This is a genomic window from Yoonia vestfoldensis DSM 16212, from assembly GCF_000382265.1.
Taxonomy (GTDB): Bacteria; Pseudomonadota; Alphaproteobacteria; order Rhodobacterales; family Rhodobacteraceae; genus Yoonia; species Yoonia vestfoldensis.
The window spans coordinates 50,800-75,521 of record NZ_KB907980.1 but is presented as its reverse complement, the minus strand read 5'-3'; the positions used below and the strand labels follow the sequence as shown (position 1 = coordinate 75,521).

Here is a 24,722-nt window from a genome sequence, read left to right as displayed (position 1 = left end):
TCCTAGCGCGCGATGGCGGATTTGAACGCGTGATAAGACGCTTTCGGCGTCCGCTTCAAGGTGTCGAAGTCGACATGGACCATCCCGAACCGCTTTTCATAGCCAAAAGCCCATTCATAATTGTCCAGAAGGGACCAATAAAAGAAGCCCTGGACATTCGCACCTGCCGCGATTGCGCGCTGCGTTGCATGGATGTGATCGGACACAAAGGCGGTGCGTTCAGGGTCATAAACCGCGCCGTTTTCAACGTGATCGTCCCAAGCCATGCCGTTTTCGGTCACGAACAGCGGCAGGTCGCCTACGTAATCATCCGCAAGCCGCGTCAGGAAGGATTGCAGCCCGTCGGGGTAAATCTCCCAGCCCATCTGGGTCTTGGGCCCCGGACCTTCGCGCGACGCCAGATGCGGCCAGGGTTGCGTGTCATCCGTCATCACCTGATGGCGGGTGTAATAATTGACGCCAAGAAAATCGATCTTTTGGCTGATTTCGGCCATGTCATTCTGCCAGCCGGCAGGCATATGCGCGGCGAAACCGTCCAGCGCCGGGGCGGGGTAGGTGCCTTTGGCGATGGCCTCGATGAACCAGCGGTTCATGATCGCGTCCCAAGTGGCGACGGCCTTTGCCGCACCTATGCTGTTGTCCAGCGGCGCGGTATGGTCGAAATTCAGGACGACACCGCAGTTCTGCATCCCCTTGGCGCGCAGCCGTGTCATCGCCATGCCATGGGCGACGTTGATATGATGCATCGCGCGGGCCGTCGCGCGAATGTCGCGCAGGCCAGGCGCATGATGGCCAAGAAAATGTGCCAGGTAGGCCACGCACCAGGGTTCGTTGATTGTGGCGATGGCATGGACACGGTCACCGATCCGGTCGGTGATCACATCGATGAAATCGGCAAAGGCGGTACAGGTATCGCGGTTGGTCCAGCCGCCTTTGTCGGCCAGCGCGGACGGCAATTCCCAGTGGTACAGCGTCTGGAACGGCTTCAGCCCGCGTTCGAGCATCGCATCCACAAGGCGGTCGTAGAAATCGAGGCCTTGCGTGTTCACCGTCCGCCCGTCGGGCATCACCCGCGCCCAGGATGTCGAAAAGCGGTAAGCATCCATGCCCGCATCGCGCAGCAGGTCAAGGTCTTCGGCAAAGCGGTGGTAATGGTCGCAGGCCAAGGCCCCGTTTTCGGCGCGCACGACATTGCCGGGGGTGGCCGCGAATGTGTCCCAATGGGTGGGACCTGCGCCGCCGAATTGGTGCCCTTCGATCTGATAGGCGGCCGTGGCGGCCCCGAACAGGAAACCGTCCGGAAAATCGCTGCGTTTGAAATTCATCTCAGTCCTTTCTGGGGGCGGGTCCGGTCGATCGGCCGACCATCAATTCAGCTTCGAGAAGCACGTTCTGGTGCGCCAGATCTGGGTCCGCGACTGCCGCAAGCAGGATTTCCGCAAGCCGTGCGCCCGCCGCGCGCACCGAGGACCGCGTGGCGGTGAAAATCGGGATGTCATCGCCGTTCTTGAGATAGGACAGATCATCGTCATGCGTGATGATCGACACATCGCGCCCCATGACCAGTCCCGCCTCTTCGACGGCACGCCGCGCCCCCAGCGCGGAAATCAGCGAGGCACAGAGCAGGGCCGTCGGCGGGTTGTCGAGCGTGAGCATGTCGCGGGTTGACTGATAGCCAAAGACTTCGGTCATCTCGCTGGACCGCATGATTGCGGGGTCAATCGGAATACCGCGTCCAAGCAGGGCGATCGTATAGCCGTCGCGCCGGCGATGGGCGAAATCCATGAATTCCATGCCGTTGATCAGCCCGATCCGTGTATGCCCCAGATCAAGCAGAAAATCGGTCGCCCGTTGGAACGCGTGCCGGTTGTTCACGTCAAGCCAGGCATAGGGCAGGGTGGCACCCGATGACCGGCCATGGACGACGAAAGGCAGGCCGATTTCATGCAAGAGCCTGATCCGGCTGTCGTCTAGCCTTGGACCATGCACCACGACCCCATCGACGGCACGCCGCGCCTTTAAGCCGCGATAGACCTGTTCTTCTTGGGCGTCGTCGGCAGTACAGAGAATCATTTCATACCCATGACGCGCATAGGTGTCGCCGGCACCGGCAATGAAATCGCCGAAGACCGGATTGACCATTTCATGTTTGCTTGAAATCGGAATGACATGGCCGATGGCAAGCGCCTTGCCTGTCGCGAGGCCTTTGGCGCGGGTGCTGGGGCGGTAATGATACTGGGCCGCCGCGCGTTCGACACGCAGCCGCGTCGCTTCGTTCACTTCGGGGTAGCCGTTCAGCGCGCGGCTGACCGTGGTTTGGCTCAGACCCAGCTTTTGCGAGAGTTGTTTGAGGTTCATAAGCCCGACATCTTCCAAAGCGCTATCAAATCAGCAGAACGATTTATGCAAGACATTCTTTTGCCGCACCAGCCGTAATCGTTTCAGTAACGCTGCATCTGCCTAAATCCAAGTCATTTTTTCTAAAATGACAGCGTTATTGACAAGAGCGAAACCTTGATTGACTGTAGTTGCATCCAAAGCGCTTTGGAATTGCGATTCCACAGCGCGGAAGAGATGACACGACCGGCACAGCGGATGCCAATTAACGTACACGCCAAACTTGCGTGATTGGGAGGAATACCTATGAAATTTAAACTGTATGCCAGCGTGGCAGCGGTTGCCTTGGCCAGTGCGGCGCAAGCCGAGCAGATCACTGTTTTCGGCCCCTGGCTTGGCCCGGATCAGGCCAATGTCGAACAGGTGCTTGCCGCCTTCGCCGAAGCCACCGGCCATGACGTGCGTTACACCGGCTCCGACAGCTTTGAACAGCAGATCGTGATCGACGCCGAAGCAGGCTCTGCCCCGAACGTCTCCGTGTTTCCGCAGCCAGGTCTGGCTGCCGATATGGCGCGCCGTGGTTTCCTGACGCCGCTGCCCGAAGGCACAGGCGATTGGTTGCTGGAAAACTATGCAGCGGGCCAGTCATGGGTCGATCTGGGCACTTACAACGGTCCCGAGGGCAACCCCGCACTTTACGGTTTCTTCTACAAGGTCGATGTGAAATCGCTGGTCTGGTACAACCCGGAAAACTTCGAAGACGCGGGTTATGAAATCCCCGAAACCATGGAAGAGTTGATCGCCTTGTCCGAACAGATCGTCGCGGACGGCGGCACGCCCTGGTGCATCGGTCTGGGGTCGGGCGGTGCAACGGGCTGGCCAGCGACCGACTGGGTCGAGGATATGATGCTGCGCACCCAGCCTCCCGAAGTCTATGACGCATGGGTCAGCAACGAACTGCCGTTTGACGCGCCAGAAGTCGTGAACGCGATCGAACAATTCGGCCTCTTTGCCCGCAACGATGCCTTTGTCGCCGGTGGTGCCGGTGCGGTCGCAACGACCGATTTCCGCGACAGCCCACGTGGCCTGTTCGACAGCCCGCCGCAATGCTACATGCACCGTCAGGCGTCGTTCATTCCCGCCTTCTTCCCTGAAGGGACAGAAGTGGGCGCGGATGCCGATTTCTTCTACTTCCCCGCGTATGAAGCAGAAGACCTGGGCTCGCCCGTTCTGGGTGCCGGCACGCTCTGGGCGATCACCAACCCCAATGACGCGGCCAATGACCTGATAGAGTTCCTCAAGACACCCGAGGCGCACGAGATCTGGATGGGGCTGGGCGGCTTCCTGACACCGCACACCGGCGTGGACAATGCCGCCTTCGGTGATCCGACACTGGCCAACATGAACGACATCTTGTTGGGCGCGACCACGTTCCGCTTTGACGCATCCGACCTGATGCCGGGCGCTGTCGGCGCGGGCTCGTTCTGGACCGGCATGGTCGATTATGCCGGTGGTGCCGATGCAGCCGAAGTGGCCGCACGCATTCAGGCATCCTGGGACGCGATCCAGTAAGTCATCCTTGGCTTAACTTCCGGGTGATCCGGCCTGCGGGTCGGGTCATCCGCAAAACAGGCTGCCCAAGGGGAGGGGACCATGAATCCTGCATTACAGGGTCTTGTGACGATCATCATCGGTGTGGGTGGCTGCATCGCCTATTTCTACTTTTCCAACCAGTTTCTGGACAAGGTGCTCTTGCCCGCGAAAAGTAAGAACGCAGGCCGCAACATCAACCGCGCCAACCTGATCCGGCCGTGGTTGTTCCTGTTTCCCGCGATCTTCGCGCTTGGCCTTTACCTTGCCTATCCGGTCGTCGCGACCTTGTGGTATTCGCTGACCGACCGCAATCAGGGCGGCGCATTCGTGGGCTTTGCAAACTACCAGCGCATGATGGCTGAGCCGAAATTCTGGGAAGCCCTGCGCAACAACATGCTCTGGCTGATCATCGTGCCCGCCGCATCGACCGCATTCGGTCTGCTGGCAGCCCAGCTGACCGACCGGATCAAATGGGGCGCGATCGCGAAATCACTGATCTTCATGCCGATGGCTATTTCGTTCGTCGGGGCCTCGGTCATTTTCAAGCTGATCTATGATACGCGGCCAGTCGATCAGAACCAGATCGGTGCGCTCAATGCGCTGTGGCTGCAATTCGACGGCGGGATCGGGTCGTTCCTGATCCTGCGTCTGTTGCCTGGTGCGCTGATGATCTCGGCGGCGGCGCTGGCGCTGTTTCTGGTCTATACCAACATGCAGGCGATCCGCGAAAAAGGCGCCGGCGCAGGTTCCGCGCTGCGCGCCGTGCTGATCGCGGTCATGGCTTTTGTGATTTATTCCACGCTGGGTCTGGCTTACGGTGCCTTCACGAATGTCCATCCGTATGGCGAACCGCAGACATGGCTGACGATACCGGGCTGGAATTCCTTTTTGCTGATGGTGGTGCTGATCTGGATCCAGACGGGCTTTGCGATGGTGATCCTGTCTGCGGCCCTGCGCGGTATCCCCGAGGAAACCATCGAGGCCGCCATCGTCGACGGCGCGAACCCGTTTCAGGTGTTCTTCAAGATCAAGATGCCGCAGATTTCCGGCACCATCGTTGTGGTCTGGACGACGATTACGCTGGTCGTGCTCAAGGTCTTTGACATCGTCTTTGCCATGACAAACGGGCAATGGGAAACGCAGGTGCTGGCCAATTACATGTTCGACAAGTTGTTCCGCGCCTCTGACTGGGGTGTCGGTTCGGCCTCTGCCATGGTCATCATGCTGCTGGTCAGCCCGATCCTGGTCTGGAATGTCTACAACGCCCGCAAGGAGATGCGCTGATGGATAATATCGCTGGTCGCACATCCGCGCTGAACTGGATCGTGCAGATTTCCGTCGTTGCACTTGTGGCGCTGTGGCTGTTCCCGACCGTCGGTCTTTTGGTGTCGTCTTTCCGCACCGCCGACCAGATTTCAGGCTCCGGCTGGTGGGGTGCCCTGACGGCCAGCGAACAGAACCTGACGCTGCGCACCGCCGACCCCGAAGACGACGGCGCGCAGGTGCTGGTGAACGGCGTCTATACCGTGCAAGGCCAGCTTTTCGGTGAAGGCTCGGAGGCGGAAATCAGCGTGTGGGGCACGTCGTCACTCAGGATCAGCGAATTCGCACCCGGCGACACGGCAGAACTGTCTGACGGCGAAACCCTGACCGTTCAGGCCGATGGTGCCTATGTCTGGACCAGCCCCGAGGAGCTTTCGGGCCGCGGCCAGCGCATTTTCGTCACCGCCACAACGCCGCCCGAATTCACCTTGCAGAACTATGAACGGGTCCTGTTCAGCGGCGACAGCACCGACGGCATGTCGCGGGCGTTCTTCAACACGCTGACCGTGACGATCCCAGCCACCATCATCCCCATCGTGATCGCGGCATTTGCCGCCTATGCGCTGGCGTGGATGGATTTTCCGGGCCGCGCGCTGCTGATCGCCGCTGTCGTGGGCCTCCTGGTCGTGCCGCTGCAACTGGCGCTGATCCCGCTGTTGCGGCTGCATCTGGAAATCGGGATCGGCAAGGGGTATCTGGGCACGTGGCTGGCGCATACGGGGTTCGGGCTGCCGCTCGCGATATATCTGTTACGCAACTACATGGTCGGCCTGCCGCGCGACATCATCGAGAATGCAAAGGTCGATGGGGCAACCGACTTCCAGATCTTCACCAAGATCATCCTGCCCCTGTCGTTTCCGGCACTGGCGTCCTTCGCGATCTTCCAGTTTCTTTGGACATGGAACGATCTGCTGGTCGCCAAGGTTTTCCTGATCGATGCAACGGGGGAAACCACGGTGATGACCAACCAGATCGTAGAGCTTTTGGGCACACGGGGGGGCAATTGGGAAATCCTCGCGACGGCGGCTTTCGTGTCGATCGCGGTGCCCCTCGTCGTGTTCTTTGCGATGCAACGCTATCTGGTCAGAGGCCTGCTGGCTGGGTCGGTGAAGTAACAACTTTTGAGGTACTGACGGCCCGGCGTCACCGGGTCGTCAAAACACAGGACAAGACACTATGACGGCATTGGCCACAAACACCGAAATGGCGGTGGACAAGGATTGGTGGCGGGGTGCGGTGATCTATCAGATCTATCCGCGCAGCTATCAGGACAGCAACGGCGACGGGATCGGCGACCTTCTGGGGATCGTGCAGCGCCTGCCTTATATCGCTTCGCTGGGTGTGGATGCGATCTGGATATCGCCTTTCTTCACCTCGCCGATGAAGGATTTCGGCTATGACGTCAGCGATTACTGCGACGTCGATCCGATGTTCGGCAGCCTTGCCGATTTCGACGCGGTCGTGGATACCGCCCACCGCCTTGGCATCCGCGTGATGATCGACCTCGTGCTGAGCCATACCAGCGACCAGCACCCGTGGTTCGTGGAAAGCCGCGCAAACCAGACCAACGACAAGGCGGATTGGTATGTCTGGGCCGACCCCAAGCCCGATGGCACCCCGCCCAACAACTGGTTGTCGATCTTTGGCGGGTCCGCTTGGCAATGGGACGCGCGACGCGAACAATATTACATGCACAATTTTCTGGCGTCGCAGCCCGATCTGAACTTTCACAGCCCTGCGGTGCAGGATGCGCTGCTTGATATCGCGCTGTTCTGGTTGAACCGGGGCTGTGACGGGTTCCGGCTTGATACGATCAATTTCTACATGCATGACGCCGCATTGCGGGACAACCCGCCCCTGGCCAAGGAAAGGCGCAACGCCAATATCGCGCCTTCGGTCAATCCCTATAACCATCAGGAACATATCTACGACAAGAACCACCCCGACAACGTCAAGTTCCTGGCACGCCTGCGCGCCATCATGGAACCTTACGGTGCGGCCGCCGTGGGCGAGGTGGGCGATGCCCAGCGCGGTCTTGAGATCATGGGCCAGTATACGACCGGCACCGATCTGATGCAGATGTGCTATGCGTTCGAGTTTCTGGCCAAGGACAAGCCGACCGCGGCGCGCATCGTCGACGTCATGCGCCAGGTTGACGAAGTCGCCGCCGATGGCTGGGCCTGCTGGGCCTTTTCCAACCACGATGTCGTGCGCCATGCCACGCGCTGGGATCTGCCGCCCGGCGGCCAGCGGATGTTCGTGTCATTGTTGATGTCGCTGCGCGGATCGGCCTGTATCTATCAGGGCGAGGAATTGGGCCTGCACGAGGCGGAACTGGCTTTCGAGGACCTGCAAGACCCTTATGGCATCGAATTCTGGCCAGAATTCAAAGGCCGTGACGGCTGCCGCACGCCCATGGTCTGGGACCGCGACAACCACAACGGCGGGTTCAGCTCTGTGCGGCCTTGGCTGCCGGTCCCGTCCGAACATCTGGGCCTGTCTGTTGCAGCCCAAGAGGACGAACCCGGCGCCTTGCTGCACCATTACCGCCGCGCCATCGCGTTCAAGCACAGCCATCCCGCGCTCAGCATCGGGTCGCACGACAAATTGCGTGCAGTTGGTGACGTGATCTATTTTACCCGGACGTCGGGCGATCAGACGATCTTTTGTGCGTTCAACGTCAGCGAAACGCCATCCGATTTCGACCCACCACCGGGGGATTGGATACCGATCGGGGCTGAACTGGGCGGTACGCAAATATCGGCAGACGGCAAGTTGCATTTTGGTCCGTGGCAGGTGTGCTTCGCGCTCAAAAGGTAAGGCAAGGGAAGGGGAGTGAGACATGGCTGAACTGAAACTGACGGACGTCGCCAAGACCTATGGCGGGACGGTTGATGTTCTCAAGAACATCAACCTCGATATCAAGAAAGGCGAATTGATCGTCTTTGTGGGGCCGTCCGGGTGCGGGAAATCGACCTTGCTGCGCATGATCGCGGGTCTGGAAAAGATCACGGGTGGCGAATTGCAGATCGACGGGCAGGTCGTCAACGACGTGCCCCCCGCGCAGCGCGGCATCGCGATGGTGTTCCAGTCCTATGCGCTTTATCCGCATATGACGGTGCGTGAAAACATGTCTTTCGCCCTCAAGCTCGCCAAGAAATCCAAGGCGGAAATCGAAGAGGCCGTGAACCGCGCCGCCAAGATCCTGCAACTGGACGATTATCTTGACCGTCTGCCCAAGGCGCTGTCGGGCGGACAGCGCCAGCGCGTCGCGATCGGGCGGTCCATCGTGCGCGACCCCAAGGTGTATCTCTTCGACGAACCGCTCTCGAACCTCGATGCCGCCTTGCGCGTGGCCACACGGATCGAAATCGCGCAGCTCAAGGAATCGATGCCCGACAGCACGATGATCTACGTGACCCACGATCAGGTCGAGGCGATGACGCTGGCCACCCGCATCGTGGTCCTTGCCAACAAGGGGATCGCACAGGTCGGCACGCCGCTGCAACTTTATGAACGGCCCGAAAACGAATTTGTGGCGCAATTCATCGGTTCCCCCGCGATGAACCTGCTGGCGGGCGAGATCACGGGAACCGGGGCTGTCACAACCATCAAGCTGCATGGCGGCGGCACCGTCAAATCCGCAGCCCCGACCCGCGACAGCGACATGGGGTTGCAGGTCAATGTCGGCATCCGCCCCGAGGACATGATCGAGACCACGGGCGAGGATTACGCATTCGAGGGCAAGGTGAACATCACCGAAGCCTTGGGCGAAGTGACGCTTCTCTACTTCGACAAGGTCGGCGACAATTCCGCCGTGATCGGAAAGCTGCCGGGTATCCATGCCGATTTGCGCGGCAGATCGGTGCGGATGGCCGCCAGCCCCGACAAAGTGCAGGTGTTCCTGAACGGGCAATCGCTCTACTATCGGTGACGGCTTGCCAGTGCCGCGCCGATGTGATCGCATCGGTGCGGAAACCGTCACGGAGCCTGTCATGCAAACCCCCGAAAATCGTCTGAAATCCGCCCTTGCGGCCGGGCAGGTGCAATACGGCATCTGGCTGTCGACAGGGTCGGCGCAGCTTGCGGAAATGGCGGGGCTTGCGGGTCTCGACTGGTGCCTGATCGATGCCGAACACGGGCCAAATGCGCCCACCGGCCTGATCCCTCAGTTGCAGGCGCTGTCCGCCACCGGCGCGTCACCCGTCGTGCGCATCGCCAGCGCCGAGGTCTGGCTGGTCAAACAGGTGCTCGACCAAGGCTGCCAGACCGTACTGGTGCCCATGGTTGACGATGCGGCAACGGCGGCGCTGATGGCCCGCGCCATGCGCTATCCCCCCGATGGCATCCGCGGCATGGGCGCGTCATCCGCGCGTGCGTCCAGTTATGGCAGTATCCCCGATTACGCGCGCACGGCCAATGCGCAGATGTGCCTGCTGGTGCAGGCCGAAAGCCGCGCCGCACTGGACGATATCGACGCCATCGCCGCCACCCCCGGCGTCGACGGCGTCTTTGTCGGCCCCGCCGATCTGTCCGCGGACATGGGCTATCCCGGCCAGCCCGACCACCCGGAGGTTGTCGCCGCCATCGACCATATCATCGCGCGCACCACCGCAGCGGGCAAGATCGCGGGGATCATCACCTTCGACGAGGCCCGCGTTGCGGATTATGTCGGCAAAGGCGTGACCTTCATGGGTGTGTTGACCGATGTCACGCTGCTGAACACGGCCCTGCGCGGTCTGGCAGGACGGCTGAAACCCACATCTTCAGAGTCCGTCAAATCGCGCTAGCGCGAATTGACGTAATCCCCGCCGGAGGCTTAAAAGTCATTTCCGCCGCCGCCCCGTCCGCGCGCGGCCTTCGCCTTCTTTCACCGGCGCGCGGTTGAACCTGATCCATTCCGCGCCAGACCGGTCCTGATCCATCAGGAAATTCGCGGCACGGATCGCCTCCATCTCCTTGCCTGCGCGCGGCAGGGTGGACCCCATGCCGAACAGGGTGACGAAGGATTCATCATCCATATCCTCGGGCAGGATGATCCCCGCCGCCAGCACCTCGGCGCGTTTTTCGGCGATCTTGAGCGGCCCGATGGGAAGCGCGACAGGGTTCATGATCGCCGATGTCATGCCGGCGGTCATCGCCATCGGCAGAAAGGCGTTGTTGATCCCGTGCCGGTTGGGCAGGCCGAAACTGATGTTGGACGCGCCGCAGGTCGTATTCACGCCCAATTCCTCGCGCAGGCGGCGCACAAGGGTGAACACCTGCAAACCGGCGGTCCCCATCGCGCCAATCGGCATCACCAATGGATCGACCACGATATCATGCGCGGGAATGCCGTAATCGGCGGCGCGTTCAACGATCTTCTTGGCCACGGCAAAGCGCACATCGGGGTCCTCGGAAATCCCGCTGTCGTCGTTGGAAATCGCCACCACCGGCACATTGTATTTCTTCACCAGCGGCAGGACGAGTTCCATCCGCTCTTCCTCGCCGGTGACGGAGTTCAGCAGCGGGCGGCCTTCGGCGGCGGCAAGACCCCGTTCCAGTGCACCGGGGACAGACGAGTCGATGCAAAGCGGCACATCAACCACGGCCTGCACCCGTGCCACTAGTTCCGCCATCAGCGGCGGTTCGACGAAATTGTTGTCGGCGTAACGCGGGTCTTCGGCCATCTTGTTGGAAAAGACCGCGCCCGAATTGATGTCCAGCACCGTGGCACCGGCGGCGACCTGCGCGATGGCGTCCGCCTCGACCCGCGAAAAATCGCCGCGTTCCAGTTCCTCGGCGAGGATCTTGCGGCCCGTTGGGTTGATCCGTTCGCCAATCACGCAGAACGGCTGGTCAAAGCCGATGATGGCGGTCTTGGTCTTGGATTCGACGATGGTGCGGGTCATGAAAGGTCCTTAGCTGTGCGCGGCAGGCAGGGCAGAGGCCCCGCCGTTGTCGATGGCCCATTGCGCGTTGGTCTTGATCCCGCCCAGCGGGAAGAAATGCACATGAGTGATGTTGAAATCCGGGTGGGCGGCCTTGTGCGCGGCCAAGGCTGCGACCACCTCTGTCGGCTCGTAGGGCAGCAACAGCTTGGTCACATCCATTGCCCGCTTTTGCAAGACCCGCAGCGACGGGCCAACCCCGCAGGCGATGGCGAATTTGATCAGCGTCTGCAGTTTCGCGGGCCCCGCGATGCCGATATGGATCGGGATGGTGATGCCCGCGTCACGCAGGGCATCGGCCCAGGCGATGATCGGCCCTGCCTCGAAAGCGAATTGCGTGGCCAGTGCCATGTCAGCACCAGATGTCTCATGGAACCGTTGTTTCCAGCGCAGCGCGGCCATCACGTTTGTGTCACTGCCGTCATGGTCGATGTCGCGGTTGCCCTCTGGATGACCTGCGACATGCAGCCGTTTGAAATCGCGGAATAATCCGGTTTCTATCAACTGCATGGAATTGTCGAAATCGCCCTGCGGCTGCGCCACGCCGCCCGCCAGCAACAGCGCCTGATCGACGCCCGCCTCGCCCTGATAGCGTGCGATCCAGTCAGCCAGCGTCGCGCGGTCCTTGATGATGCGCGCGGGAAAATGCGGCATGACCTTGTAGCCGTCACTGGCCAGCCTGCGGGCGGTCACGACCATGTCGTCGATCGGCGTGCCGTCGATATGGGCGATATAGACGCGCGTGCCTTCGGGCAGAAGATCGCGGAAATTCTCGACCTTCTCGGCGGTGCGCGGCATCACCTCGATCGAATAGTCGCGCAGAAAGGCGGCGATAGCGGGGTTGGCCGGAGGCGTTTCCGGTTCTTTGGATTTGAAAAACGGCAAGAGCGACATCATGGCCTCCTTCAGGCGGCGGGCGACAGGATCAGGCCCAGCCGTCATTTGCAATCAACGCCTTGATGCGCTCTTGGTCGTAATCCGCGACGATCCGGGCAACGGCGGCTTCGGCAGCCTCGGCGTCGGTGCCTTCAGCCGCGTAAGGGTCGGCCTTGCGGAATCCCGACATGTAATCATCCGATTCCGCGGCCCCCGATTTCATCGCGGCGCGGTCGATGGCCTGTTCGAACCTCTCAGGCAGGGGCAATTTGGTGCCCCGCCGTCCGCGCCCAACAATGACCTGCGCGGGAATGTCGCGCCAGTAAACGATGGTGACGTCAGGCATGTGATTCCCCCAAGAAACTCTGCTGCGGTTCTAACATCGCGTGGCGACACGCAGGGTCGGTTTTCGACATCACGCAGGCGGTCCGCGACGGTCGACGGCGTCCTGCGATATTTTCACGCAAGGCGCATGTGCCGGGGTCTTGGGCTTGTCTTGTGGCAGCCGGCAGCATACGTTTGATTTAACTCGAAATGGAGGGCGTGTAGAATGACGCCCAAGCGTCCCAAAGGTGCGGGCGCGTTCCCGAAAGCGGTCGATAGCCCCGCGCCACAAAAATCCGATCCGGCCACGCTCTATGCGGCGCTGGACCTTGGAACGAATTCCTGCCGGATGCTGATTGCCCAGCCGAAGGGCAGTCAGTTCCATGTCGTGGACAGTTTTTCCAAATCTGTCCAGCTTGGCCAAGGTCTTGAAAGCACAGGAAGATTGTCGCGCGCGTCGATGAACCGCACGATTTCGGCGATGCGCATCTGCCGCGAAAAACTGCACCGTCATGGTGTCACACGGATGCGGCTTGTCGCAACCGAAGCGTGCCGCCGCGCGCTGAATGGTGAGCATTTCGTCGCTCAGGTGCGGCGTGAAACCGGCCTGAACCTTGAGATCATCCGCCCCGAGGAAGAGGCGCGCCTTGCCGTCATTTCCTGCGCGCCGCTGGTCAGTGTGAACACCGAACAATTGCTGGTCGTGGATATCGGCGGCGGATCGACCGAGCTTGTCTGGATCGACCTGACCAATGTGCCCAAGCGCGAACGCCCCCGTGCGATCATGCGCCTGCATGCGGGGTTCAAATCCGACCCCGGCCCCTTTGCCGCCGCCAAGGTCGTGGATTGGATTTCCGTGCCGCTTGGTGTGGCCACGCTTCGCGACCAGTTTGCAGACGTCGAAGACGACGCTGCCCGCTTTGCCTTGATGAGCTGGTTTTTCGAGGAAAACCTTGAAGCCTTCGCGCCATCCGCCGCAGCCCAGGCGCGCGAGGGATTCCAGATCATCGGCACCAGTGGCACGGTCACGACGGTCGCCGCCAGCTATCTGGGGCTGAAGCGCTATGACCGGACCAAGGTGGACGGGCTGCGCATGACATCCGACCAGATCGACGCCGTGATCCGCGATTATCTGACGCTGGGCCCCGACGGGCGGCGTGCCGACCCGCGGATCGGGCGCGACCGGCAGGCTTTGATCATGTCGGGGGCCGCGATCTTGCAGACCTTGATGCGGCTTTGGCCGACCGACCGGCTGTCGGTGGCGGACCGTGGCTTGCGGGAAGGGTTGCTTTATGCCCAGATGTCCGCCGATGGGGTCTTGGAAGACGCCCCGTTTTAAGGGTACAGCGCGTCATGGCCAAAAAACCCACCACCAAGAACACCTCTGGACGCGGACAGCGCGACCTGCATGTCAAGGTCAAGACAGCGCGCGGGCGCAAGCTGTCGTCGACCCAGTGGCTGCAGCGGCAGTTGAACGACCCTTATGTCAAACGCGCCAAGGCGGACGGGTATCGGGGCAGGGCGGCCTACAAGATCCTTGAGCTGGACGACAAATACCGCTTTTTGGTACCGGGCGCGCGGGTGGTCGATCTTGGCTGTGCACCGGGCGGCTGGTTGCAGGTTGCGGTCAAACGCACCAATGCGCTGGGGGAACGCACGTCCAAGGCGCAGGGCTATGTGCTGGGCGTCGATCTGCAAGAGGTCGATCCGATCCCCGGCGCTGAAATCCACCAGCTCGATTTCATGGCCGATGACGCCGATGTGCAGGTGCGCGACTGGCTGGGCGGCAATGCGGATGTCGTGATGTCGGATATGGCGGCCTCGGCCTCGGGGCACAAGCAGACCGATCACAACCGGATCATCGCGCTCTGTGAAGCGGCGGCGCATTTTGCTTTCGACGTGCTGAACGAAGGCGGTACTTTTGTGGCCAAGGTGCTGGCGGGGGGTGCGGAGGGTGATCTGCAAAAACTGCTCAAGGCGCGGTTCGAGAAAGTCGCCAATGTCAAGCCGCCGGCGTCGCGGTCGGACAGTTCGGAAAAATTCGTCGTAGCGACCGGATTCAAAGGCCGCGACAGCGCCGGCTGACGCCGGTTTTTTTGAGTATTTCTGGAAATAAGAAGGAGGGGGCCTGTGCTTTCAGCCTTGCGCCGCGTTCCAGATGGCGAATTCGGCGGCGCGTTTGTGATGCAGTTCGGCCAACACATCGCCGGACAGCGACAATTCCATTGTGGGCGAGACGTTTTTCTGGTGCAGGGTCAGGTGCAGATCAAGCCTGTTTTCGAGGAAGGCCGTGACCTTGTCCCAGGCTTCGTAGCGGAACAGATGTTCGGCCCCGATCTGGCCATCATTGATGCGCAGGAACTTGTCCTGGGATCCGACGGCGGCGAAAGGCGCCGGGCTTCCCTTGCAATATTCGACGACGAAATCCTCGAAGCTGATGCCGCGAGTGCTGTTTTCATGTCCCACGAGATCATCGCGGGTCCGGTAGCGATACCAGCTGCCAAGCCAGGCCACCGGATGCCGGACGATCGCCATGACTTCGGGTGTTTGTCCGCCAGCCTGCACAAAAAATGGCCGCAGGAATCGTTTGTACCGATAGCAGGGCGCATGTTTAAGCTGCGGTGGATCGCGCAGAACCATGGACGCGCGCGGCGCGAGCGCGCCTTCCAACGCCGTGGACCCGGTTTTCGGCACCGCGAGAAGAACAAGGTTTTCTTTCCAGAAAACAAGCATTTGCATTGATCCTGCATAGGTTCCGACGACAATTATCGCATAAACCAAACCTTAACCACTTCCCGCCGATAGTGGTGATGGAAATTCATGTTGCAATGTTCACGTTTTGATCCCATGTAATAGGGAACATAGGGCGAACAAAGCAGCGATTGCCCCTCGGCGGGGTGCGTGAAATAAGGACAGGGTAGATGGCAACGGCAGATCTTTTGAAAATGATGGACAAGAAAACCGCGGACAAGGAAAAGGCGCTGGAAAGCGCGCTTGCGCAGATCGAACGGCAGTTCGGCAAAGGCTCGATCATGAAACTCGGCGGCCAAAACCAGATGCCCGAGATCGAGGCGACCTCGACCGGGTCGCTGGGGCTGGACATCGCGCTGGGGATCGGTGGCCTGCCCAAAGGGCGCGTGATCGAGATTTACGGCCCTGAATCGTCAGGCAAAACGACGCTGACCCTGCATTCCATCGCGGAAGAGCAGAAAAAGGGCGGGATTTGCGCCTTTGTCGACGCAGAACATGCGCTTGATCCGCAATATGCCAAGAAACTTGGCGTGAACCTTGACGAATTGCTGATCTCGCAGCCCGATACCGGCGAACAGGCACTCGAAATCGTGGATACGCTGGTGCGGTCGGGTGCTGTGTCGCTGGTGGTGGTCGATTCGGTTGCGGCGTTGACACCCAAATCCGAGCTTGAAGGGGACATGGGCGACAGTTCGGTCGGCGTGCATGCCCGTTTGATGAGCCAGGCGATGCGCAAACTGACAGGGTCGATCAACAGGTCGGGCTGCATGGTGATCTTCATCAACCAGATCCGCATGAAGATCGGTGTGATGTTCGGCAGCCCCGAAACCACGACTGGCGGCAATGCGCTGAAATTCTACGCCTCGGTCCGGCTTGATATCCGCCGGATCGGCGCGATCAAGGACCGTGACGAGGTGGTGGGCAATGCGACCCGCGTGAAGGTGGTCAAGAACAAGGTGGCGCCACCGTTCAAACAGGTCGAATTCGACATCATGTATGGCGAAGGCATTTCCAAGACCGGCGAATTGCTGGACCTAGGCGTCAAGGCCGGTGTGGTCGAAAAGTCGGGTGCGTGGTTCAGCTATGGCGATGAACGGATCGGGCAGGGGCGTGAAAACTCCAAGCTGTTCCTCAAGGAAAACCCCAAGATCGCCAATGAAATCGAGGACAAGATCCGGGCGGCCCATGGCCTCGACTTCGCGATGAGCGATGCAGATAGCAGTGGCGACGACGATATCGTCGAAATGTAAAGGCCGGGGCGCAGTACAAACTGCGCCCTGATCACGCACCCAAGGCGCCAGGTGCGCCGATCCCGGCGAAAAAGACGCGCGAGCGTGATCAGGTGCTGCGGTCTATCGGTGGACACTGGCCTGCTGCAACGCTATTTCTGCCGCTGACCAGACCTTTTTCCGTGAAAGCGCGCCATGACCAGCCTTGCTGACATCCGTTCGACCTTTTTGAATTACTTTGAAAAACAGGGTCACCGCGTGGTCCCGTCAAGCCCGCTTGTGCCGCGCAACGACCCCACGTTGATGTTCACCAATTCGGGCATGGTGCAGTTCAAGAACCTGTTCACCGGGGTCGAAACCCGCGATTACAGCCGTGCGACGACCAGCCAGAAATGCGTGCGCGCGGGCGGCAAGCACAACGATCTGGACAATGTGGGCTATACCGCGCGGCACCACACGTTTTTCGAAATGCTGGGCAACTTCAGCTTTGGCGATTACTTCAAATCGGACGCGATCCCCTTTGCCTGGGAATTGCTGACCCGCGATTTCGGCATCGACAAGTCGCGCCTTTTGACCACGGTCTATCACACTGACGACGAAGCGTTCGATCTGTGGAAAAAGATCGGCGTGCCTGAAGACCGGATCATCCGCATCCCCACCGACGACAATTTCTGGCGCATGGGGCCGACAGGGCCCTGCGGCCCCTGCACCGAGATTTTCTATGACCACGGCGATCACATCTGGGGCGGCCCTCCCGGATCGGCCGAGGAGGATGGCGACCGTTTCATCGAAATCTGGAACGTCGTTTTCATGCAGAACGAACAGTTCGAGGATGGCTCGATGCGCCCGCTCGACATGCAGTCGATCGACACCGGCATGGGGCTGGAACGGATCGGCGCGCTGTTGCAGGGCAAGCATGACAATTACGATACCGACGTGATGCGCGCGCTGATCGAGGCGTCGGCACATGCAACGTCGAGCGACCCTGACGGCCCCGGCAACACGCATCACCGCGTGATCGCGGACCATCTGCGATCCACCTCGTTCCTGATCGCCGAAGGTGTGCTGCCCTCGAATGAAGGCCGCGGCTATGTGCTGCGCCGGATCATGCGCCGCGCGATGCGACATGCGCATCTGCTGGGCGCAAAGGACCCGGTGATGTACCGTCTGGTACCTGCACTTGTGCAACAGATGGGTGCGGCCTACCCCGAACTGGGCCAAGGCCAGCGCCTGATCGAAGAGACGCTGATGAACGAAGAAATCCGGTTCAAGCAGACGCTGGACCGCGGCTTGAAACTGCTCGATGACGAACTGGCGGGCCTGCCGGATGAGGCTGCCCTGCCGGGCGAGGCGGCGTTCAAGCTTTATGACACCTATGGTTTTCCACTCGATCTGACGCAGGATGCACTGCGCGAAAAAGGCCGCAGCGTCGATACTGATGGGTTCGATGCCGCGATGGCCGCGCAAAAGGTTAAAGCCCGCGCCGCATGGTCGGGCACGGGCGAAGCCGCCGACAGCGCGATCTGGTTCGATGTCGCCGATGTGGCGGGGACCACCGATTTCCTCGGCTACGACAGCCTTGATGTCGAAGGCCAGATCAAGGCACTGGTCGCCGATGGCGCGATGGTCCAGCAAGCGGGCGGCGCCGTGCAGATCGTGCTGAACCAGACCTCGTTCTATGCCGAATCCGGCGGGCAGGTCGGCGATGCGGGCATCTTGCAGACCGACACCGGCACGGCCGAGATCACCGATACCAAAAAGGTGGCCGGTGTGTTCATCCATTTCGCCACTGTCACCAGCGGCACGATTGCTGTGGGGCAGGGTGCGGCGCTACGCGTGGACGCAGGCCGTCGCGCGGCCATTCAGGCCAACCATTCCGCAACGCATCTGCTGAACGAGGCTTTGCGTGAACGGCTGGGCGATCACATCGCGCAGCGCGGCTCGTTGAACGCGCCTGACCGGCTGCGGTTCGACTTCAGCCATACCAAGGCGCTCGGCGCGGAGGAACTGGCCCAGATCGAACGCGACGTGAACACGCTGATCCGGCAAAACACCCGCGTCGAAACCCGCATCATGGCGCCCGATGATGCCCGCGCGCTTGGCGCGCAGGCGCTGTTCGGCGAAAAATACGGCGACGAGGTGCGCGTTGTGTCCATGGGCCACAAGGACGGGTCCGGCAAGGGGGCGGCGGGCAACACCTATTCACTGGAACTTTGCGGCGGCACGCATGTGCGCCAATTGGGGGACATCGGCGTGTTTGTCGCTTTGGGCGACGCGGCCTCCAGCGCCGGTGTCCGCCGGATCGAGGCGCTGACAGGGCAGGCGGCGCTGGATTACCTGCGTGCGCAGGACCAGCGGCTGGCAGATGTCGCAGCAGCCCTCAAGGCCCCCGCATCCGAGGTCGCCGACCGCGTCAAGGCGCTGATGGATGAACGCCGCGCACTGGCCAACGAGGTCGCACAATTGCGCCGCGAACTGGCTATGGGCGGCGGCGCGCAGGGGGCAGCACCTGCGGCGCAGGTCAACGGGATCGCCTTTCACGCGCAGCTGCTGTCGGGCGTCACCGGCAAGGACCTGCCGTCGCTGATTGACCAGATCAAGGCCGATCTGGGCAGCGGCGTCGTGCTGCTGATCGCCGATACCGGCGACAAGGCCGCCGTCGCCGTAGGCGTCACGCCAGACCTGACCGCGCGCGTCTCGGCTGTCGATATCCTGCGCGCGGTGACACCGGAACTGGGCGGCAAGGGCGGCGGTGGCCGGCCCGACATGGCGCAAGGCGGTGGTGCCTCCGCTGGAAACGCCAATGCCGCGATCGGTGCCGCAAAATCACTGTTGGAGAACCTGAAATGACCGCACTCTGGATTGCCCATGTCAAAGTCACCGATGACGCCGCCTACGGCGAATACGCCAAGCGCGCGACAGTGGCCATCGCCGATCATGGCGGCGTCTTCCTGGCCCGTGGCGGCGCCTATGAACAGCTTGAGGGACCAGACCGCCCCCGCAACGTCGTGGCCCGCTTTCCCAGCCTGCAGGCCGCGCATGACTGCTATCATTCGCCCGCCTATCAAGAGGCGCTGAGCTACGCCAAAGGTGCGAGCCAGCGCGAGCTGTGTATCGTTGAAGAAATCGGCTGAAACAAAAAAGCCGGGGCGCTGATTGCCCCGGCTCTTTTACATCTTCAGAGAAAAATATCCCCGCCGGAGGCTTCGCGCTGGTCAGACCAGCGCGAAACGCCTCACGCGCTGCGGGCGTTCTTCTTGCGCTCGTGCGGGTCGAGGAAACGCTTGCGCAGCCGGATCGCGTTGGGGGTCACTTCGACCAGCTCGTCATCGTCGATATAGGCGATGGCCTGTTCCAGCGACATGGTGACGGGCGTCGTCAGACGCACCGCCTCATCCGTGCCGGATGCACGCACGTTGGTCAGTTGCTTGCCCTTTAGCGGGTTCACTTCCAGATCGTTATCGCGGCTGTGTTCGCCGATGATCATGCCGGTATAGACCGCTTCCTGCGCGCCGATGAAGAACTTGCCACGGTCTTCCAGTTTCCACAGTGCATAGGATACGGAAGTGCCGTTCTCCATCGAGATCAACACGCCCTGACGGCGGCCTTCGATCTTGCCCTTGTAGGGAGCCCATCCGTGGAACAACCGGTTCAGGATGCCCGACCCACGCGTGTCGGTCAGGAATTCACCGTGATACCCGATCAGGCCGCGCGATGGCACATGCGCGATGATGCGGGTCTTGCCGGCACCGGCGGGTTTCATCTCGACCAGTTCACCCTTACGGGGGCCGGTCAGCTTTTCGACGACAGCGCCGGTATATTCGTCATCGACGTCGATCGTGGCTTCCTCGATCGGTTCGTGGCGGACGCCGTCGACATCCTTGTAGATCACCTGCGGGCGGGAGATCGACAGTTCGAACCCTTCGCGGCGCATGTTCTCGATCAAAACGCCCATCTGCAATTCGCCACGGCCCGAGACCTCGAAGGCGTCGCCCATGGCTGTATCGGCGACTTTGATCGCGACGTTGACTTCGGCTTCGCGCATCAGGCGTTCGCGGATGACGCGGCTTTGCACCTTCTTGCCATCGCGACCGGCGAGGGGGCTGTCGTTGATCCCGAAGGTCACGGTGATGGTCGGCGGGTCGATGGGTTGCGCGGGAAGCGCGGTGTCGATCGACAGATCGCAGATCGTGTCGGCGACGGTCGCCTTGGTCATGCCTGCGAGCGTCACGATGTCGCCTGCCTCGGCCACGTCAATCGCCTGCTGGCCCAGACCGCGGAACGCGAGGATCTTGGACACCCGGAACTGTTCGAGCTTGTCACCGTTGCGCGACAGCGCCTTGACGGTTTCGCCTGCGCGCAATGTGCCCGCCTCGACCCGGCCGGTCAGGATGCGTCCGATGAACGGGTCGGCGGACAGGGTGGTCGCGAGCATCTGGAACGGCTCTTTTCGGCGGCTGATCTGGGCGGGCATCGGCACGTGGCTCAGCACCATGTCGAACAGGGCTGACAAATCCTTGCGCGGCCCGTCCAACGTAAGGTCGCACCAGCCGGCACGGCCCGATGCGAACATCACCGGAAAATCAAGCTGGTCGTCGGTGGCTTCCAAGGCAGCGAACAGGTCGAAGACGTCGTCGACCGCCTTGTCGGGTTCGCCATCGGCCTTGTCGACCTTGTTTACGACGACGATAGGGCGCAGCCCCAGCGCCAGCGCCTTGGAGGTCACGAATTTCGTCTGCGGCATCGGCCCTTCGGCGGCATCGACCAGCAGGACGACACCATCGACCATCGACAGGATGCGTTCGACCTCGCCGCCGAAATCGGCGTGGCCGGGGGTGTCGACGATGTTGATCCGCGTGCCTTTCCATTCGACCGACGTGCATTTCGCCAGAATGGTGATACCGCGTTCGCGTTCGATGTCGTTGCTGTCCATCGCGCGTTCGGTCGTCGCCTCGTTTTCGCGATAGACGCCGGATTGTTTCAGAAGTTCGTCGACAAGCGTTGTCTTGCCGTGGTCAACGTGCGCGATGATCGCGATATTGCGGATATCCATGGGTCAGCCTTATGGGAAATTTAGCTGCGCGATACCGTGCTATCGCAGCAAAAGCCACCCCTTAATCGCATCCCGCGTCAGTGGGGCGATGTCTGCGAAAAAAGGTGTATGACAAGGATACCGCCAAGGATCATCCCGATTCCGATGATTGCGGGCAGATCGAGCCTTTGGCCGAACACGACAAACCCGATGGCCGCGATCATCACGATGCCAAGGCCGGACCACATCGCATAGACGACGCCCACCGGCATGAACCGCAGCGTCATCGCAAGAAGGTAGAATGACACGCCATAGGCAATGACGACCACAACAGACGGCCAGAGCCGTGTGAATTGCTGACTCGCCTGCAAGGCTGTCGTTCCGATGGTTTCGGCGATGATGGCAAAGATCAGAAAGACATAATGGATCGGCATGTTCAGCGTGTAGCGCGGGACGTGACGGCTGTCATGTGCATTCGTGCGGCAAATTGCGCCTGCTATCGCCGGATGCGGCCGGATGATGTGTCACATTTTCTGCGTGTGTCACTTTGACGCAAAATTTTTTGTATTTCTGTCACATTTGGCCCTCTAGGTTATTAATACTTTTTTAACATTTTTGGGAGACCCAATGACTAAAGTTGTAATTCTACCGTCCCTTTTGCTGGCCGCCGCTGTTTTGGCGGGCTGTTCGTCGGGATCGTCGACCGCCACACCCGGCGGCGATACTGTCGTCCAGCTTAATTTTGGCACGACGAGTGATACTGAATCATCGAATGGCCAGCCGTTTGCGGATACAGTGCCTCTTGACGCTAACTTGGTGCCAGTTTCGGGTTCGGGCTTCGATCAATCCGGGCAAGTACTTCTGGTCACAAGGTCGACCAATGGAACCACCGGTGAGATCGTGATCAATTTGTCCGATGCAAATTATAGCATTGATCGCGGAGCCAACCCCGCCGGCGGTGCCGACGGATCGTTCAACATTGATGTCAACGGCGAAACTCTCGAGTTTACAGCGACACCGAATACATTCTTTCCGCTGGTCGCCACCGGTCTTGACGGCACTTTATATCAGCTTAAGCCAAACACCGGCAGCGTATTTTCATCGACCAACCTGATTTCGATCATCGGTGGCGCCGATGAAGGCCCGTTCGGGTTGTATACTTTCGGCTTTGAAACGAATCCGGCAAATCTGCCAACGGATGGCAGTGTGGATTACGCTGGCGAATTGGCTGGAGAGACCTTCTCGGATGGTGAGGCCAGCAGCATCACCGGATCAGTCCGTTTTACGGCGCGTTTCGGTGATAGCCGCATCCATGGCGATGCCAGCGTGACTGGCGACGACGGGACATTCGAATTCGACATTCTCGAAACGGATATCGTTGGAAATGGATTTACCACGACGACGACATTGACGAACTGCCTTGATGTTATCGTTTGCGCACCGTCGGCGTCCCAAATCGGCGGCACTTTCTTCGGGCCTGGCGGGTCTGAAATCAGCGGTCTTGCTGTGATCGACGAGACGATCAATGGCGACAGAATTGTCGGTGCTGCGGGCTATACCGCAGATCGCACGGCACCTTAATAGGGGAGATACAGCGTTTCGTTACATGGGGCGGCTTCGGCCGCCCTTTTTCGTCCTTGCGCCCTAGCGCCCGGTATACCGATCCGGGCGGTGGTTCGTCGCGATGATCAGGTTCGCGACCACGGCACCTCCCAGTGAAAACAGCACCAGCCGCGGCGCGATGACGGCAAAGGCGGCGGCGAAGAGGCATAGATCGAAGATCAGCTGCGTATAGCCTGCCCGGAACCCGGTTTTTTCTTGCAGCAACAGCGCCAGCACGCCGATCCCCCCAAGGCTCGCACCATGCCGGAACAGCACGATCAACCCCAGCCCGATCACCGCGCCGATCAAGAGCGCGCCCAGCACCGGGTCGAGTTGGTCGAAGACGATCCAGCGCGGAAACATCTCTGCCATGACCGACACCGCGGCGACGCAGACAAAGCTCTTGATCGTGAAACGCGGGCCCATCTTCACCCAGGCCAACCAGTAAAATGGAAGGTTCACGGCAAAGAACACGATCCCGAAGGACAGGCCCGTCGCATAGGACAACAGCACCGCCAGCCCTGCCGTCTGCCCCGTCACCAGCCCAAGATGCGTCAGCATCGTCACCCCCAGCGCGCACATGGCCGTGCCAAGCACAAAGGCCTGCGCGTCTTCAAGGTGGGTATGCGGGGCGGGGGTTTGGGTCATGCTGCGGCGGTTAGTCAATTCGACGGGAACAAGCAACCAGCCCTGTGCAAGCCCGCAAGACCATGTCACGCGCCACGCACTTTATCTTCTCGGTGAAGCGGCGATTCAATGTTAATGTTTAGTTCATATTTTGGTCAGTTTGATGGAGATATGAATGAAGCAATATATCGGTTTGTTGCTGGCGTCCTGCATATTGCCTGCCTGCGGTGGCGGTAGCGGTAGCGATCCGGGACCTTCGCCGCTTTATCTTGGAACAACAAGCAACACGGATTCGGCAAATGGGCTGGCCTTCGCGCAGGCCTTCGCCGAACAGGACGGCGCGAACCTTGCGCCGGTGGTTGGGACTGACACCGCCAACTTGCGGCTTGTCCGGTTGCGCAGCCAGCCCACATTCAGCGTTGACCTGCCGGCTGCAACCTTGTCCAGGCCAGACACGAACCGTCTGGTGTTCACGGTTGACGATGAAGTTTTTGACCTTGTCTCGAACATGCCCAACATCGGCGAAACTGACGACATCACGCTTGTCAGGTTCGTTCCTGTCGTTGGTGAACAGGTTGCGCCCTATCGCATTGCGGACAGCCGTGAAGGAAATCAATCGACGTCCTATTTCATTCTTGGCCACGAGACCCGCCCAGAGGCCTTGTCCGGTAACGTGACCTACACCCTGTCGGTGAACGGCGAAGGAAACGACAGTCGCTTCACCGACATTTCGTCAGATTTTCGGATTTTTGGCACCGTCGGCATGAATGTTGATTTCGGCTCTGGATCGGTCACAGGCAGTGGCCAGTTGTTAACCCAATTTGGCGACACGAGCGCCGGACGTACGGCCGATGTCACCTTGAGTGGGCGGCAAACCGGCAACGGCTTTGACGGATCAATTGCGATGGCGTGTATCTCGGGGGCGACCTGCACGTCGCGCCACAGCTTTGGCGGCGCGTTCTTTGGCCCCGCGGGGCAGGAGGTCGGTGGAATCGGCGTAATCGACGAAAGCGGAACCATTGACCGCCAACCATATCAGGTGGACGCGATCTTCGTCTTTCTGGGCGCGCAGGCGGCTCTGCCATAAAAAAGGGGGGC

22 protein-coding genes are annotated in these 24,722 nt (G+C 60.6%); 13 read left to right on the top strand and 9 right to left on the bottom strand.

Annotated features, from left to right (window positions below; translation table 11 throughout):
• Nucleotides 1-2: 2 nt before the first annotated feature.
• Nucleotides 3-1,325: a GH1 family beta-glucosidase gene (locus H147_RS0109620; protein WP_019955153.1), complete on the bottom strand. Its 1,323-nt coding sequence runs from the start codon at nt 1,323-1,325 to the stop codon at nt 3-5.
• A gap of 1 nt (nt 1,326) precedes the next feature.
• Nucleotides 1,327-2,358: a substrate-binding domain-containing protein gene (locus tag H147_RS0109615; protein WP_019955152.1), complete on the bottom strand. Its 1,032-nt coding sequence runs from the start codon at nt 2,356-2,358 to the stop codon at nt 1,327-1,329.
• Between the two features lie 285 nt (nt 2,359-2,643).
• Here H147_RS0109615 and H147_RS0109610 point away from each other — a divergent pair, with 285 nt between their 5' ends.
• The 6 genes from H147_RS0109610 (at nt 2,644) to H147_RS0109585 (ending at nt 10,043) form a co-directional block, all read left to right on the top strand.
• The gene (locus tag H147_RS0109610) at nt 2,644-3,909 is read left to right on the top strand and encodes an ABC transporter substrate-binding protein (protein WP_019955151.1); all 1,266 of its coding nucleotides are present in this window, start codon (nt 2,644-2,646) and stop codon (nt 3,907-3,909) included.
• An 81-nt stretch (nt 3,910-3,990) separates the two neighbouring features.
• Nucleotides 3,991-5,214 carry a carbohydrate ABC transporter permease gene (locus H147_RS0109605; RefSeq protein ID WP_019955150.1) on the top strand — a complete coding sequence of 408 codons (1,224 nt, stop codon included), beginning with the start codon at nt 3,991-3,993 and terminating at the stop codon, nt 5,212-5,214.
• Entirely contained in the window at nt 5,214-6,368 is a 1,155-nt protein-coding gene (locus H147_RS0109600; protein ID WP_019955149.1) for a carbohydrate ABC transporter permease, read from the top strand. The genes H147_RS0109605 and H147_RS0109600 overlap by 1 nt, the downstream gene beginning before the upstream one ends.
• Before the next feature lie 88 nt (nt 6,369-6,456).
• Nucleotides 6,457-8,073: an alpha-amylase family glycosyl hydrolase gene (locus H147_RS0109595; protein ID WP_019955148.1), complete on the top strand. Its 1,617-nt coding sequence runs from the start codon at nt 6,457-6,459 to the stop codon at nt 8,071-8,073.
• 22 nt (nt 8,074-8,095) lie between these two features.
• Nucleotides 8,096-9,187 (top strand): ABC transporter ATP-binding protein, encoded by a 1,092-nt coding sequence (locus tag H147_RS0109590; RefSeq protein ID WP_019955147.1) that lies wholly within the window; start codon nt 8,096-8,098, stop codon nt 9,185-9,187.
• Between the two features lie 61 nt (nt 9,188-9,248).
• Complete coding sequence (locus H147_RS0109585; protein WP_019955146.1) at nt 9,249-10,043, top strand: HpcH/HpaI aldolase family protein; 795 nt, start codon at nt 9,249-9,251, stop codon at nt 10,041-10,043.
• A gap of 36 nt (nt 10,044-10,079) precedes the next feature.
• Here H147_RS0109585 and H147_RS0109580 read toward each other — a convergent pair whose 3' ends face one another.
• From H147_RS0109580 to H147_RS0109570, 3 genes are read right to left on the bottom strand one after another with little or no spacing between them, the layout of a single operon-like run.
• On the bottom strand, nt 10,080-11,144 hold the full coding sequence (locus H147_RS0109580) for a methyltetrahydrofolate cobalamin methyltransferase (RefSeq protein ID WP_019955145.1): 1,065 nt from the start codon (nt 11,142-11,144) through the stop codon (nt 10,080-10,082).
• Nucleotides 11,145-11,153: 9 nt separating this feature from the next.
• Complete coding sequence (locus H147_RS0109575) at nt 11,154-12,077, bottom strand: methylenetetrahydrofolate reductase (RefSeq protein ID WP_026352409.1); 924 nt, start codon at nt 12,075-12,077, stop codon at nt 11,154-11,156.
• Nucleotides 12,078-12,108: 31 nt separating this feature from the next.
• The gene (locus H147_RS0109570) at nt 12,109-12,405 is read right to left on the bottom strand and encodes a virulence factor (RefSeq protein WP_019955143.1); all 297 of its coding nucleotides are present in this window, start codon (nt 12,403-12,405) and stop codon (nt 12,109-12,111) included.
• 204 nt (nt 12,406-12,609) lie between these two features.
• Between H147_RS0109570 and H147_RS0109565 the strand changes: the two genes are divergently transcribed.
• On the top strand, nt 12,610-13,722 hold the full coding sequence (locus H147_RS0109565; RefSeq protein ID WP_019955142.1) for a Ppx/GppA phosphatase family protein: 1,113 nt from the start codon (nt 12,610-12,612) through the stop codon (nt 13,720-13,722).
• Between the two features lie 14 nt (nt 13,723-13,736).
• Entirely contained in the window at nt 13,737-14,468 is a 732-nt protein-coding gene (locus tag H147_RS0109560; RefSeq protein WP_019955141.1) for an RlmE family RNA methyltransferase, read from the top strand.
• Between the two features lie 51 nt (nt 14,469-14,519).
• Here H147_RS0109560 and H147_RS0109555 read toward each other — a convergent pair whose 3' ends face one another.
• Complete coding sequence (locus tag H147_RS0109555; protein WP_019955140.1) at nt 14,520-15,122, bottom strand: hypothetical protein; 603 nt, start codon at nt 15,120-15,122, stop codon at nt 14,520-14,522.
• Nucleotides 15,123-15,304: 182 nt separating this feature from the next.
• On the opposite strand from H147_RS0109555, the gene recA reads away from it, so the two are divergent.
• The 3 genes from recA (at nt 15,305) to H147_RS0109540 (ending at nt 19,497) form a co-directional block, all read left to right on the top strand.
• Nucleotides 15,305-16,384, top strand: a complete 1,080-nt coding sequence (gene recA, locus H147_RS0109550; protein ID WP_019955139.1) for a recombinase RecA — start codon at nt 15,305-15,307, stop codon at nt 16,382-16,384.
• Between the two features lie 174 nt (nt 16,385-16,558).
• A complete protein-coding gene (alaS, locus tag H147_RS0109545; protein WP_019955138.1) occupies nt 16,559-19,213 on the top strand; it encodes an alanine--tRNA ligase in 2,655 nt (884 codons plus the stop codon).
• Complete coding sequence (locus H147_RS0109540; protein WP_019955137.1) at nt 19,210-19,497, top strand: DUF1330 domain-containing protein; 288 nt, start codon at nt 19,210-19,212, stop codon at nt 19,495-19,497. Before alaS ends, H147_RS0109540 begins: the two co-directional genes overlap by 4 nt.
• Before the next feature lie 101 nt (nt 19,498-19,598).
• On the opposite strand, the gene typA is transcribed toward H147_RS0109540, so the two are convergent.
• Both typA and H147_RS0109530 read right to left on the bottom strand, forming a co-directional pair.
• Nucleotides 19,599-21,416, bottom strand: coding sequence for a translational GTPase TypA (gene typA, locus H147_RS0109535; protein ID WP_019955136.1), 1,818 nt, complete (start codon nt 21,414-21,416; stop codon nt 19,599-19,601).
• A 77-nt stretch (nt 21,417-21,493) separates the two neighbouring features.
• On the bottom strand, nt 21,494-21,829 hold the full coding sequence (locus H147_RS0109530) for an SMR family transporter (RefSeq protein ID WP_019955135.1): 336 nt from the start codon (nt 21,827-21,829) through the stop codon (nt 21,494-21,496).
• Between the two features lie 193 nt (nt 21,830-22,022).
• Here H147_RS0109530 and H147_RS0109525 point away from each other — a divergent pair, with 193 nt between their 5' ends.
• Nucleotides 22,023-22,976 carry a transferrin-binding protein-like solute binding protein gene (locus tag H147_RS0109525; RefSeq protein WP_162561653.1) on the top strand — a complete coding sequence of 318 codons (954 nt, stop codon included), beginning with the start codon at nt 22,023-22,025 and terminating at the stop codon, nt 22,974-22,976.
• Between the two features lie 63 nt (nt 22,977-23,039).
• Here H147_RS0109525 and H147_RS0109520 read toward each other — a convergent pair whose 3' ends face one another.
• Nucleotides 23,040-23,645 (bottom strand): YitT family protein, encoded by a 606-nt coding sequence (locus tag H147_RS0109520; RefSeq protein WP_019955133.1) that lies wholly within the window; start codon nt 23,643-23,645, stop codon nt 23,040-23,042.
• A gap of 154 nt (nt 23,646-23,799) precedes the next feature.
• On the opposite strand from H147_RS0109520, the gene H147_RS0109515 reads away from it, so the two are divergent.
• The gene (locus H147_RS0109515) at nt 23,800-24,711 is read left to right on the top strand and encodes a transferrin-binding protein-like solute binding protein (RefSeq protein WP_019955132.1); all 912 of its coding nucleotides are present in this window, start codon (nt 23,800-23,802) and stop codon (nt 24,709-24,711) included.
• Nucleotides 24,712-24,722: the final 11 nt, after the last annotated feature.